This window comes from Vandammella animalimorsus (assembly GCF_002288875.1).
Classification (GTDB): Bacteria; Pseudomonadota; Gammaproteobacteria; order Burkholderiales; family Burkholderiaceae_C; genus Lampropedia; species Lampropedia animalimorsus.
Genome location: NZ_NTBH01000004.1, coordinates 286,090 through 299,379, shown reverse-complemented (window position 1 = coordinate 299,379; position 13,290 = coordinate 286,090). Strand labels below are relative to the sequence as shown.

Genomic DNA, 13,290 nt, shown 5'->3' with positions numbered 1-13,290 from the left:
CGCAGTCAGCCACATGAGACACCTGCAGAAGTCACCTCAAAAGGTCAAGCAGTTCTTTCAAAAGGACAGCGTCAAATATGCGGCTTGAAGGATTTATTTGTTCAAGTTGTTTGATTTCTGCTCAATAGAACCTTGGAAAAATATTTGTTTTTTTTCACATTGACCCCGCCACCGGCAACAAAAATCCCAAAAGGCACCAAAAAAAGGTCGAGAAAAATAATGCAACATTATTTTTCATCATTTTATTTTTCGCAAGAAATATTACCAATAAAATGATCAGCAAAAAAAATATCTCAGAACCCGACCCCATTAATGGATATAAAAGTGGTCCAGAGGCAATTATTAGAAATAAAACAAATAACTCCATAGGATGGCGTGCTTGCTCTGGCATTTCGAATGCAAGCAGTGTAAGCCCGGTTAATAGAACTGAATGCAGGACTAAAAAATAAATGACTTTCATCTTAGCGGCCAACTTCGGTTGTTCCTGAAATGTATTGGTCAGGACCTCCGTAGAAATAGTGCGGAAACACATCTTGCCATAAATGAATAAGATAATTATCCGAAAAGTTATATGTGTAATTAGCATTTTCGTCTCTCATTAAAAATCCGTTTTCGTCATACTTGCACTCATAGCCGTAAGCATGTCTATATTTGGAGGAATAAAAGTTTGTAATTTTTGGGGTATCCTGAACCCACCCCTGCCCATAATTGTCCCTGTGATTGCTTGTGCATATGTTTTCTTTGGGTTCTTTTGCAGGACAAAAATTTCTCCTGTTCCTGGTCATGTGCTCGTGCCTGGTAGGGAAGAAAGGCAACCCTCCGGTACTCCATGACCAGCCACTCAAACGCAACCCCTCCGGATCCACAAAATTCACCGGATCCTGCAAAACATACCCGTAGAGGTTGGAATCCCCACCATCAAACAAGATGGGATCCTTGGCCGTCCATCTGCCCGTTTCTGCGTCGTAGTCCCTGGCCCCAAACCGGGTCAGGCCGGTGTCTGGATCGTACAGGCCGCCGGCAAACCCAAAGGGCTGGAAGCCTGGCTGGCTGTCGTGGGTGATGCGGCCCCAGGCATCGTAGTCGAGGCGTTGGCCGATCTGGCCGGTCTCGGCGTCGATGACCAGGCGGATGCTGCCCAGGTGGTCGGCGATCAGACGCCAGGTTTTGCCTTCCCTGAGCATCAGCGTCGGGGCGTTGCCCTGGCCGGCGTAGATGAACAGGCTGCGCAGCTGGCCTTGGACGTCCAGTTCGGCCAGGGGGCGCAGCTCGTCCAGGTAGATCAGGCGGTATTGCTGCTGGCCGTTCTTGCGCTTGCCGATGCGGCGGTTCAGGGGGTCGATGTCGTAGTCGATGCGCTGGCCGCCGGGCAGCAGCACCTGGCGCAGGTTGCCCAGGGCGTCGTAGTCGTAGCGGGTCTGGCCTGCGGCGTTGGTTTTGGCTTGCAGGTCGCCCGCTGGGTTGTAGCTGTAGTGTTGGTCTTTCCAGGTCAGCAGCCGGTCTTGCGCGTCGTAGCTGGCGATGGGTTGGCCGTTTTCGTGGCTGCGGTTGCCATTGGCGTCATAGGCCCACTCTGTGCGCTGGCCGTCCATGGTGTGGGCCAGCAGGCGGCCGCTGCTGTCGTATTCGTAGTGGTGCTGGCGCTGCTGGTCGAGCAGGCGCTCATGCAAGCTGCTGATGCGGCCCAGGGCGTCGCGCTGGTATTGGTATTCGGCGGGGATGCCCCAGTGCAACTGGTTGGCCTGCAACTGCTGGAGCAGTTGCTGCAAAGCCTGGTAATGGGCCTCAATGGCGGGGCTGTTGTAGCTGGTGGCGTCGGTGAGGTGTGCGCGGGCGTGTTGGTCGTAGCCCAGCGCGGCCACGCCCACGGCGCCGCCTGCGGTGGCGTTGCGCAGATTGGCCAGCTCGCTGGAGAGCTGGCCGCTCCAGCCGTAGGGCGGGTCCCCGGTGCTGGCCTGGTCGCGCAGTCGTTCAAGGTGCTGGGCCATGAGGCCCAGGCAGTAGTCGGGCTCGCGGTATTGGGCGGGGCCGTATTGGGCGATCAGTGCCTGGCGCTCGGCCTCGTCCATGTCGCTGTGGTCGTATTTCCAGTGCCATTCTTCGATTTCCAGGCTGGGGCCCAGGCCATAGACCAGCCAGCCGCGCATGCGGCAGGTGTTCATCTGCCGCATGCGTTCGTCCAGCGCGGCTTGCAGCGCGCCCAGCCTGGCCAGCAGGGCCTGGCGGGTGGCTTCGGCCTGGGGTGAGGTGCTGTTGCTGGCGGCGGCGCTGGCGATGTGCCGGGTGTGCAGGGCTTCGCCCAGGCTGTTGTATTGGTGGGTGATGCTGCCCCAGGGGCCTTGCAGGCTTTCGGGCTGGCCGTGCGCGCCGTAGTACAGCCAGGTCTGGTCGATGCGTTGCAGGCGCCCGGATGGGCTGTAGTGCAGCGGCAGTTGGATGTGTTCGGCGCCCACGCGCAGGCCGATTTCGGTGGGGCGGCCGCGGCTGTCGGTGGGGGTGTCGAGCTGGGCCTGGATGGCGCCGTCCCAGTGTTCGCTGGTGATCAGGCCATTGCTGCGCGCGTAGGCGATGCGCTGGGTGGGGTTGCTGATGCTGGCGAGCTGGCCCAGGGGGTTGTAGCCCAGGGTGGTGGCGTCGGCGTCGGTGCTGATGCGGCTGAGGCGCGCGGCGCTGTCGTAGCTCAGGCCGATGTCTTGCCCGCCGGGGCGGCGCACGCTGGTGAGCTTGCGCTCGGCGTCGTATTGCCAGTGGGTGGCGGCGGCATTGCCTGGGGCGTCGTAGCGGCTCACTTGCTGGGCGCCGTCGTAGTGGAACTGGTGGCGGTTGCCCGCCGGGGTGAGCAGGCCCAGCAGGTTGCCGGCGGCGTCCCAGTCGTAGCGCAGGCTGCGGCCATCGGGCAGGATGGTTTGCACGGGGCGGCCAGCGGGGTCGTAGCGGTAGTGGGTGGACTGGCCCAGGGCGTTGGTGAAGCGGGCAATCTGGCCTGCGCCGGGCTGGCCCAGCGGGTGATAGGCGATGTGACTGTGGCGCTCGGGCACGTCTGGGGCGGAGAGGCGGATGTCCTCCAGTTGACCACGGCTGTCGTAGCCCAGCGTGGCATACGCGCCGCTGGCGGCGGACCAGTGCACTGGCTGCATTTGGGCGTTGACGCTGGCGGTGCTGGTGTGGCCGTCGGCGTCGGTGTGGCGCAGTTGCATGTCGGCATGGCTGAACTGGCTGCGCCAGGTGGCGCCGTTGAGTTCGTGGGTGTTGCTCCAGCTGCTGTAGTACTGTCCGCTCCATTGGCCGTAGCGTTTTTCTTGGCTGCTCAAGCGCAGGCCGTCGTTTTCAAGGGTGACGTACTGTGAGGCGGCGATGCTGCCCAAGACGCGATCCGGGATGCGTTGGCGATGAATCTGCGTGCCATCAGCAAATGTCTGCGTCGAGCGGCCCTGCGCGGTGTTGATGGAGGCGCTGGAGCGCAGGCCATCAAAGCCAATGCGGGTTTGCTCGACGTTGTAGCCCTTCACCAGCTGGCGCACGCTTTTGCTGCGGCCCATGGCGGTGGTGGCGGTGATGGTGTTGTCCTCGGCGCGGCTGAGCTGCCAGCCGCTGCCGTCGGGCGCGGCGTTGCGCAGCAGCTTGCCTTGCGCGTCGTAGCTGAAGCGGTCCACGCCGCCGCGCGGGTCGCGGTATTCGGTGAGCAGGCCGCGCTCGTCGTACCGCATGTGGTGGCTGATGCCGCCGGGCAGGCTGACGCGGGTCAGTCGACCCTGGGCGTCGTAGTCCAGCGTGCTGACCTGGCCGTCGCGCCCCACCACGCGCAGTAGGCGCGCGCCCTGGCGTTGCAGTTGCACGGTGTTGCCAAAGGCGTCGCTGACGCTGCTGAGGTAGCCGCCCTGGTAGCTGTAGCGCGCCAGCGTGGCGCCGGTCAAGGCGTGTTTGGTGGCGCTGGGCAGGCCGTTGCCGAAGAATTCGTCGTAGCTCAGGCCGTCGGGGCGGCCGACCCGGTAAACAGCCTGGCTGGAGCCGAGCTGAGGCAAGCCGGCAGAGGTGCGCAGCAACTGACCTCTGGAGAGGCTGAGCAGGCCGGCATCAGGGTCGTAGCCCAGCAGGGTGTCGTAGTTCAGTCCATCTTGCTGCGCATTGACCAGCAGCTGCCGCCTGCCGGAGGCTTTGACCCGCCAGACTTGGCTGCCCATAGGCGCGAACACCTCATCGCCTGGCCCAGCCACAGCGCTGGGGAAATTGAGTGCATTGCCCACATGGCGCAGGCCTGCGGCATCAAGCCGGTGCAGTTGGCCGGTGTTGGTGGCAATCCAGGCCTGGCCCTGGCGGCCTGCAACGACGTCCGTGGCCTGGCCGGCTCCTTCCGGCAGTTCAATGCGGTGCAGCAGGCCGCCGGGCGTCAGTTGCAGCAACTGGCCCTGCTCGTCCACGGCCAGCAGGTTCATGTCGGGCAGGGCCGCCAGTGATCGGGCATGGAAGTCCCTGGCCGTGGCGACTACGGGCTGATCCCAGGGCCCGTTGGCCGTGGCGGGCTGGCCATTGCCAGCCACGGTGTGCACCAGGCCATCGGGGCCAATGCGGCGCAGGCGGTGGTTGCCCGTGTCCATGACGTAGATGCTGCCGTCCGCCCCTTGCGCCAGCACGCGGGGGCGGTCGAAGCGGGCGGCGCTGGCCGGGCCGCCGTCGCCGGCAAAGCCGGCCTCGGCCTGGCCAGCGTACACGGTGGGCGCTGCCGCGCCTTGGGTATCCGCGTAGCGTTGCAATTGGTGGCCCTGGCTGGCCAGCAGCGCGCCATCGCTGAGCAGGCGGGCATTGCCGCTGGCGATGTGCGCATTGGGCACGGTTTGCGTGCTCAGCGGCAGGCGCCGCCCTTTGCGCAGGCTGCCCGATTCGTAGAGCATTTGCGCCTCGGGGTCGTACAGGCGCAGGCCGCGCAGGGCCCAGCCGCCGGCGTGGGCCTGGGCAAGATCCACATTGGCTGCGGGCACTTTGACCCAGCGCGGCGCCGAGGCCCGGTGCAGCGTGACGATGGGGCTGGCGGCCCCTCGGTTGCCGGTAAAGGAAAGCCTCGCGCCCCTGCCTGCCGCGAGCTGGACGGCTTCAAAGGCCCGGGCCAGTTCGGCCTGGACGCTGTAATAAGCCCCGGCGTAGCCATAGGCGATGCTGCTGTGCAGCTGGGCATAGGCGCTGCGCACGGGGCGGCCGTAGATGTCGGTGCCGTCCCATTGCTGCTCGTCGAACTGGGGCGCGGCGGCCCACTGCGCGGGATGCCATCTTTGCAACATGCGGCGGCCCGCGATCTGGTGTTCCACTTGGGCATAGCGCAAGGCCGGGTGCTGCGGCGCGCCGGGGGATTTCAGGCGTTTGCGCAGCAAGGCCACAGGCGGGGCCGCTGCCGGATCGATGAGGCGGCGGTCGCTGCGGTAGTACAGCTCGAAGGGGGTGCCGGGCAGGGCAATGCCCTGCCCCATGGCACGCTGCTTGACGTAGATGTCGCAGCCGCACTCCACGTCTTCGTGCTCTTCGTCCTGTTCCTCGTTGTCCGGGTCATTGGGGTCTGGCGGGTCGTCGTCAGGCCCTGACGGGTCGTTCGGATCGGGCGGATCGTCGGGCCCTGGCGGATCGTCATCGGGCGGCGGCGGCGCGTCCTCGGGCGGGCCCCAGGGCCAGTTGCAATCCCAGGGGGTGAAGTGCTCCATCGGCGTGCGCCAGAGCTGCTCGCCTGCCGGGTACATCTGCGCCAGGGCTTGCAGTTCGTCCTCGCCAATGCCCAGTTGCGCCAGCTCGGCAGCCGTGGCCGGGCGCTGGGCCTGGCTGACGCGCAACTGGGCGCGGCCGCCTTCGATGCCCAGGATTTCGATCACGCGCCCGTTGTCTGCGCCAATCCAGGCCGTGCGCTCGAAGTCGTACCAGCCCGCCGGCACGGCCGTGCCCACGGGCGCGCCGATGAAGTTGCTGGTGTAGGCGTACACGGGGCGGTCAAAGCGCAGGTGGCGCGCGCCCAGGGCGCGGGCTTCGTCGGCAGAAAAGTCGGCCGCCCAGGTGTAGCCCACCGACAGCGGCAGCGCGCCGGGCATGGTCTGCGGGCCTTGCTCGCCCAGGGTGTATTCGGTCACGCGCACCGTCAGGCGTTGCAAGGGCCGCAGGCTGCCATCGGGCAGCTCGGCGCTGGCCTGCACGCCTGCGGGGAAGACGACGGCGGTGCGCCGCGCGCCGCGTTCGTCCTGGTTCAGCCCGCCCCAGTAGATTTGCAGTTCGTTGCGTTGCAACTCGATCTGGCTGTATTGGCCGTCCAGGGCGATGAGCACCACGTCATCGGCATAGGCCCAGTCGCGCCGGGGCGTGTGCACCTTGCGCTGGGCGCTGAGGTAGCCGGTCTTCTCGTAGTGCAGCGTGAGCCAGCCGCCGCCGTTGACGGCCAGGTCGAACCAGCCGTCGGCGCGGGTGTGGGTGTGGCCGAATTCCGGGCGGCCCTGCACTTGCACGCGCACGCCCGCCAGCGGCACGCCATCGCGGCCCTTGACCTGGCCGCGCAGCACGGCCGCGTGCAGCGGATCCATGGGGGCGCTCACGCCTTGCTGAATGGGGTCGGCGCCGGTGTAGAGAAAGCGCGTGCTGTCGGCAAACGGGGTGAAGACGTGCTCTGGCAGGGGCGTGGCGCGCTGTTTGGGGTCGGCGGGCAGGCGGGTTTCGTCGCTCACGCCCAGCACAAAGCTTTGCTGCTGCATCTGGCCCTGCGCATCCTGCACTTGCAAGGTGATGGTGTGCAGGCCCGCCTGTGGCGGCGTCCAGTGCAGGGTTTGACCGGGCGCGCTGCCGCTGATGCGCAGGTCTGCGGGGCTGTGCGCGGCCACGATGTGCACGGGCAGGCTTTGGCCCTGGCGATCGACCGCGCTGACCTGGTACTGCCAGGGCTGGCCGACGCGCGCCGTCAGCGGCGGGTAACTGAGAAAGCGCGGCAGCGCGCTGGCCTGCTCGAACACGGAGAGCTCGCGCTGGCCCGGCCCGGCGGCAGGCGGCTGTGGAGGCGGCGCAGGCGGCGCGCCCGCATCGTGCTGCACCGAGACAGGGCAGCTGGCCCCTGGGGCCAGCTGTTGGCCGACGCGGCAATCGCCAGGGGCATGCAGCAGGCGATAGCGCCCCGTGGGGTTGCCTTGCAGAGCGATGGATTGCAGGCCGATGGGGCCGGCAGTGTCGTTGCGCAGCGCCACTTGCTGGCTGCGCCCTGGAGCCAGCGCCAGGCGGGCGGGGCTGCTGTGCAGCGCCAGCGTTTGCGTGGCCTGGGCGCGCGCGCCATCGATGCGCCCCAGACCGGAGCCCAGCAGCAAGGCCAGCAAAGCCACGCCGCCCCAGCTGGCCAACCCCGGCAGCAGGCCACGACGGCGCAACAGCACCATGGCCACGGCCAGCGTCAGGGCCAACAACCACAGGCCAACTGCGGGCACCGGGGTGATGGCCTGGCCGGCAAACTGCACCACCAGCGTGGGCGCAGCCTGCGCCCAAGCCAGCGCAGGCAGCAGGCCAGCGCCCATGATGACCGCGCTCAAGGCCAGCGCAATGCGGCGCTGCGGCGATGCTCTCTTGCTGACTGGGCGCATGGCGAGTCTCCTCCGTTTTGTAAGTCACCAGATGGCAGCAACAAGGACACTGGTTACAGGAAGAACACTCTAATCAAGGCCTTGGCGTTTGTATAGTTGCCTTTTGCAAAACAATGTCAAACATGGAAATGTTTGGATGCATCAAGGCTGCAGGATGCTCGGCGCTGAGACTTTGAATAGGCGCTTGCCGCATCGCGGCCTCACTGGCTGAGCATTTTCTGGATCAGCTCGCCAGTGGTGGCAGCACCGAATTTGCGCATCAGCCGGGCGCGGTAGAGCTCCACCGTGCGGTGGCTGATGCCCAGCTCGCGGCCAATGAGCTTGGAGGTCTTGCCCTCCAGCACGCGCGCGGCCACTTCGCGTTCGCGCCCAGTCAACGCCGCGCCGGCGGCCATGGGGCGCTGGGCGCTGATGTCCTCGAAGCTCCAGATGCCGGCGGCGTGCGGCTGGCTGCGGTCGAAGGCGCGGCCGCTGACGTGGCACCAGAAGAACTGGCCGTTGGCGCGCTTCATGATGCGGCTGTCCGAGTACCAGCCCTTGGCGTTGAGGATCGGTGCGATGCGCTGGCCCAGGCGCTCGAATTCCTCGGCGCTGGGGTAGAGCTCCTGGAAGGAGCGGCCCAGCAGCGATTCGCGCGTGGTCAGGAAGATCTCGCACAGCTGCTGGTTGCAGTCGGCAATGCGCCGGTGGCGTGAGAGCACCAGCCCGACTGGCGCCATCTCGAAGGCCAAGCGGTAGTCCTGCGCGCACTGCAGCGGCGCTGCGGTTTCGGTCAAGAACGGATTAGGGGATGTCATTTACGCAAAACTACGTACCAATTTACGTAGTATCGTAGCGGGCTTGCAAGGCTGCGGCAGGCTGCGCTTTGCCTTGCGTGATGACAACCCAGACAGGAGATACATCTTGAACAAGCTCTATCCCTCGGCCGCCGAGGCATTGAAGGGCATTGTTGCCGATGGCCAGACGCTGGCCGTGGGCGGCTTTGGCCTGTGCGGCATTCCCGAGGCTCTGATCGACGCGCTGCGCGACAGCGGCGTGAAGAATCTGACCGTGATTTCCAACAACGCCGGCGTCGATGGTTTCGGCCTGGGCAAGCTGCTGGAGACGCGCCAGATCAAGAAGATGATCTCGTCCTACGTGGGCGAGAACAAGGAATTTGAGCGCCAGTACCTGGCAGGCGAGCTGGAGCTGGAGTTCACCCCGCAGGGCACGCTGGCCGAGAAGCTGCGCGCCGGCGGCGCGGGCATTCCGGCGTTTTTCACCAAGACCGGCGTGGGCACGCTGGTGGCCGAGGGCAAGGAAACGCGCGAATTCAACGGCCAGACCTATGTGATGGAGCAATCGCTGGTGGCCGACGTGGCGCTGGTCAAGGCCGATGTGGCCGACAAGGCCGGCAACCTGCGCTTTCGCTACACGGCGCGCAACTTCAACCCGGCGGCGGCCACGGCCGGCAAGATCACCGTGGTCGAGGTGGAGAAGATCGTCGAGGTGGGCGAGATCGCGCCCGATGACATCCACCTGCCTGGCATCTACGTGCACCGCATCGTGCACAACCCCAATCCGGAAAAGCGCATCGAGCAGCGCACTGTGACACCCAAGGCGGGAGGCTGAACACCATGGCATGGACCAAAGATCAAATGGCAGCGCGCGCTGCCAAGGAATTGCAGGATGGCTTCTACGTCAACCTGGGCATCGGCATCCCGACGCTGGTGGCCAACCACGTGCCGGCCGACATCGAGGTCTGGCTGCAAAGCGAGAACGGCATGCTGGGCATCGGCCCGTTCCCGACTGAAGACCAGGTTGACGCCGACCTGATCAACGCTGGCAAGCAGACCGTGACCACGCTCAAGGGCTCGTCCATCTTCGGCAGCGACCAGAGCTTTGCCATGATCCGCGGCGGCAAGATCAACCTCTCCATCCTGGGCGCGATGCAAGTCACCGGCAAGGGTGATCTGGCCAACTGGATGATTCCAGGCAAGATGGTCAAGGGCATGGGTGGCGCGATGGACTTGGTGGCCGGCGTCGAGCGCGTCATCGTGCTGATGGAGCACGTGGCACGCAAAAAGGATGGCAGCACCGACCTGAAGATCCTGCCCGAATGCACCCTGCCGCTGACCGGCGTGGGTGTGGTCGATCGCATCATCACCGACCTGGGCGTGATGGACGTCACGCCCGAAGGCCTGAAGCTGGTGGAACTGGCCGATGGCGTGAGCTTCGAGGAAATCCAGGAAAAAACCGGTGTGCCGCTGCTGCGCTGAGCGCTTGAACCCAGCAGCTGTCAGTGACTGAAAAAACCGCCGTGCAGTGGCTTGCTGCACGGCGGTTTTTCCATGTCCACATGGCAGGCAATCGAGCTGGCAAGGATTTGTGATTAATGTGAATCATTCTCGATAGAATTTGCATGAATTCGCATTCTGGCCGACGAGCTTTGGCAGGCGAGTCCGAGGCTGAAAGCGCCCCTGGTTTTGAGCAAAGGAATTTCCATGAACACCTACACCCCCGTGGCGACCGCATGTTTGGCGTGCGCGGTGCTTGGTCTGGCGGGCGCGGCGCAGGCGCAAATGCCGGTGGCTTCCGAACCCGCGCAAGACACTGAAGCCGCTGAAGCGACGGTGCTGGCGCCGGTGACGGTCACGGCCAAGGGCTATGAGGCGCAGGCGGCCGAGACGCCGGCGGCGCTGACGGTGCTGACGGCCGAGGAGCTGGCGCGCCAGCAGGTGCACAACCTGGGCGAGGCGCTGCGCGGCCAGGCCGGGCTGGCCGTCTCGGGCGACAGCGCGCAGGGGCTGAACCCGGTCATCCGCGGGTTGAAGAAGGACAGCGTGGTGCTGCTGGTCGATGGCATGCGCCTGAATTCGGCCCAGCCGGCCGGGGCGGTGGCCTCCTTCATGTCGCTGGGCCTGGCCGAGCAAGTGGAGGTGCTCAAGGGCCCGGCCTCGGTGCTGTATGGCACGGGCGCGCTGGGCGGGGCCATCAACGTGCGCCTGCCGCAGGCGCGCTTTGCCGAGCCGGGGCAGCCGGCGCTGAGCGGGCGTGCCCGCCTGGGGCTGGACAGCGCCAGCCGTGGCACCGAGGCCATGGCGCTGCTCAACGCCAGCGGCGGCGATCATGCGCTGATGCTGGGCGCGGCGCTGCTGCACCGGGGCGACTACCGCTCACCCGACGGCAAGCAGCCGCGCACGGGCTACGACTCGCGCGCCTTCATCGGCCAGTACCGTTGGCGCATCGATGGCCGCCAGCAGCTGCGCCTTTCTTTACAGCAGCACCGCGACGACGACGTGTGGTATCGCGGCTCGACGCGGCCGCACCCGGCGCCGCCCGTGGCCTCCATCACCATCCATTCGCCGCGCCAGCAGCGCCGCCTGTACGAGCTGGGCTATAGCCGCACGCGCAGCGCGGATGCGCCGCTGGGGCTGGATCTGCGCCTGTACCGGCAGGAGATGCAGCGCACCATCTACGCTTTTGGCAACCGGCTGGGCCGCGACGTGGTGACCAACGACGTGAACTTCGCCACCGACGGCCTGGACGCCAAGGCCGAATGGCTGGCGCACCCGCAGCACCTGCTGTCGCTGGGCCTGAATGCCTGGCGCATGGGCGCCAGCCCCGAGCGCTACCAGGCGGCGCCGCCGGCGTTCACGCGCTTTGCGCGCAACGTGCCTTTCGAGGATGGGCGCCTGCAGGCGCTGGGCCTGTACGTGCAGGACGACATGCAGTTGGGCGCCTGGCGCGTGCTGGCCGGGCTGCGCCACGACCGCGTGCGCGGCCGCGCCGCGTCCATGGCCAATGGCGCGCGCACGCAGGGGCTGTCGCGCAGCGATGGCGCCAGCAGTGCCAGCCTGGGGGTGATGTACGAGCTGACACCGCTGCTGCGCCCCTACGCCAACGTCGCGCGCGCGTTCCGCGCCGGCGACTTGCGCGAGCGCTTCGAATCCGGCCTGCGCGGCGATGGCTCTTTCTACGCCGGCAGCCCGCAGATCCGCCCGGAAAAGGCCACGCAGTTCGAGATCGGCCTCAAGGGCAGCGACGCGCGGCTGGACTATGCGCTGTCCTTCTACCGCAACCGCATCAGCGACTACATCACCGGCGTGCCGCTGACGGGCGCGCAGGCCCTGGCCGCCTGCGGCCAGCCCTACGCAGCCATTTGCAAGCGCAATGCCAACCTGGGCAGCGTGGTGATCCAGGGCATGGAGGCCAACCTGCGCTGGCAGCCCGTGCGCGGCCATTGGTTGTGGGCGGCCTATTCGCGCGTGCGCGGCGACAACCGCGACCTGGACGAGCCGCTCTACCAGATGCCCGCCGACAGCCTGAGCCTGGGCTGGGAGGGCGAGCTGGCCGCCGGCTGGCGCCTGGACGCGCAGGCGCGCATCGTGGCGCGCCAGGACCGCGTGGCCACGCGCTTTTCGCGCGGCACGGAAGACCCCACCCCCGGCCACAGCGTGCTGGACCTGGGCGCCACCTGGCGCTACCGCCCGGACCACAGCCTGCGCCTGGCAGTCAAGAACCTCACCGACAGGCGCTACCACACGCACCTGACCGAGGGCCTGCCCGGCACCGAGCTGCCCGCGCCAGGGCGCAGCCTGGCCCTTTCCTGGAACGCACGTTTCTGACCCGCTTGAAGCCATGACCACGACCCGACGCACCCTGCTGTTCAAGACCGGCCTCATCGCCGGCGCCGCCCTGGCCGCGCCCTGGCTGCGCGCTCAGACCAGTGCCACGCCCGGCCCCACGGCCAGCCCTGCGTCTGGCCAGGGCCAGCCACTTCCAGCCAGGCTGCCCAAGCTGCTGCTGGCCGGCCCCAGCGCCTCGGTCAGCAACCCGCTGATCCGCATCGTGGAGGCGGGCCTGCTCGGCGACGTGGCCGAGCAGGTCACGTTCACGGCCTGGAAAGATCCAGACCAGCTGCGCGCCCTGGCCGTGCAGGGCGGGGCCGACTTCATCGCCATGCCCAGCAACGTGGCGGCCAACCTCTACAACCGGGGCGTGAAGCTGCAATTGCAGAACATCAGCATCTGGGGCCTGCTGTTCGTCGTCTCGCGCGACCCAACCATCCAGCGCCTGGCGGACCTGAAAGGGCAGGAGCTGGTCATGCCCTTTCGTGGTGACATGCCCGACATCATGCTGCGCACCGTGGCCGACAAGCTGGGCCTGCCGGTGGACAGCGGCGCGGGTAGCATCGGCCTGCGCTATGCGGCCACGCCGCTGGATGCCATGCAGCTGCTGCTCACCCGCCGCGCCGACCATGCCCTGCTGGCCGAGCCGGCCGTCTCGGTGGGGCTGCGCAAGTCGCGCAGCCTGCCCGTCAGCGCCATTGCGCCCGAGCTGCACCGCAGCGTGGACATACAGCAGGAATGGGGCCGCGCCTTCGGCCGCGCGCCGCGCATGCCGCAGGCCGGCATCGCCGCCATGGGCCGGCACGTGGACAACGCGCCCCTGCTGGCGCGCTTCGCGCAGGCCTATGCCCAGGCCCAGCAATGGTGCAACGCCCAGCCCGAGGCCTGCGGCCAGGCCGTGGCCGCGCGCGTGTCCATGCTCACGCCCGAGGGCGTGGCCGACGCCATCCGCGCCGTGCCAGGCCAAGTCGTGCCCGCGGCCCAGGCCCGGCCCGAGCTGGAGTTCTTCTTCACGCAACTGCACGCGCGCCAGCCCGGCCTGATCGGCGGCCAGCTGCCCGATGCGGGCTTTTATGGCGGCGCGTGACCGCGCA

Annotated in this window: 7 protein-coding genes; 4 read left to right on the top strand and 3 right to left on the bottom strand. The window is 66.6% G+C overall.

Annotated elements, in window-relative coordinates; genetic code table 11:
- Window positions 1–154 precede the first annotated feature (154 nt).
- The 3 genes from CLI93_RS14860 to CLI93_RS08260 form a co-directional block, all read right to left on the bottom strand.
- Window positions 155–460, bottom strand: a complete 306-nt coding sequence (locus tag CLI93_RS14860; protein ID WP_143326478.1) for a hypothetical protein — start codon at window positions 458–460, stop codon at window positions 155–157.
- A 1-nt stretch (window position 461) separates the two neighbouring features.
- A complete protein-coding gene (locus CLI93_RS08265) occupies window positions 462–7,586 on the bottom strand; it encodes an RHS repeat-associated core domain-containing protein (protein WP_095543642.1) in 7,125 nt (2,374 codons plus the stop codon).
- Between the two features lie 200 nt (window positions 7,587–7,786).
- Window positions 7,787–8,383: a LuxR C-terminal-related transcriptional regulator gene (locus CLI93_RS08260; protein ID WP_095543641.1), complete on the bottom strand. Its 597-nt coding sequence runs from the start codon at window positions 8,381–8,383 to the stop codon at window positions 7,787–7,789.
- Between the two features lie 106 nt (window positions 8,384–8,489).
- Here CLI93_RS08260 and CLI93_RS08255 point away from each other — a divergent pair, with 106 nt between their 5' ends.
- The 4 genes from CLI93_RS08255 to CLI93_RS08240 all read left to right on the top strand — a co-directional run bounded on the left by CLI93_RS08255 (window position 8,490) and on the right by CLI93_RS08240 (window position 13,283).
- Window positions 8,490–9,197: a CoA transferase subunit A gene (locus tag CLI93_RS08255; protein WP_095543640.1), complete on the top strand. Its 708-nt coding sequence runs from the start codon at window positions 8,490–8,492 to the stop codon at window positions 9,195–9,197.
- A gap of 5 nt (window positions 9,198–9,202) precedes the next feature.
- Window positions 9,203–9,844 carry a CoA transferase subunit B gene (locus CLI93_RS08250; RefSeq protein WP_095539660.1) on the top strand — a complete coding sequence of 214 codons (642 nt, stop codon included), beginning with the start codon at window positions 9,203–9,205 and terminating at the stop codon, window positions 9,842–9,844.
- Window positions 9,845–10,069: 225 nt separating this feature from the next.
- On the top strand, window positions 10,070–12,193 hold the full coding sequence (locus tag CLI93_RS08245; RefSeq protein ID WP_095543639.1) for a TonB-dependent receptor: 2,124 nt from the start codon (window positions 10,070–10,072) through the stop codon (window positions 12,191–12,193).
- 13 nt (window positions 12,194–12,206) lie between these two features.
- Window positions 12,207–13,283: an ABC transporter substrate-binding protein gene (locus CLI93_RS08240; RefSeq protein WP_238945936.1), complete on the top strand. Its 1,077-nt coding sequence runs from the start codon at window positions 12,207–12,209 to the stop codon at window positions 13,281–13,283.
- Window positions 13,284–13,290: the final 7 nt, after the last annotated feature.

Coding starts and splice junctions, on each gene's coding strand:
- CLI93_RS14860 (WP_143326478.1), bottom strand. CDS start 460: ATGAAAGTCATTTATTTTTTAGTCCTGCATTCAGTTCTATTAACCGGG.
- CLI93_RS08265 (WP_095543642.1), bottom strand. CDS start 7,586: ATGCGCCCAGTCAGCAAGAGAGCATCGCCGCAGCGCCGCATTGCGCTG.
- CLI93_RS08260 (WP_095543641.1), bottom strand. CDS start 8,383: ATGACATCCCCTAATCCGTTCTTGACCGAAACCGCAGCGCCGCTGCAG.
- CLI93_RS08250 (WP_095539660.1), top strand. CDS start 9,203: ATGGCATGGACCAAAGATCAAATGGCAGCGCGCGCTGCCAAGGAATTG.
- CLI93_RS08245 (WP_095543639.1), top strand. CDS start 10,070: ATGAACACCTACACCCCCGTGGCGACCGCATGTTTGGCGTGCGCGGTG.
- CLI93_RS08240 (WP_238945936.1), top strand. CDS start 12,207: ATGACCACGACCCGACGCACCCTGCTGTTCAAGACCGGCCTCATCGCC.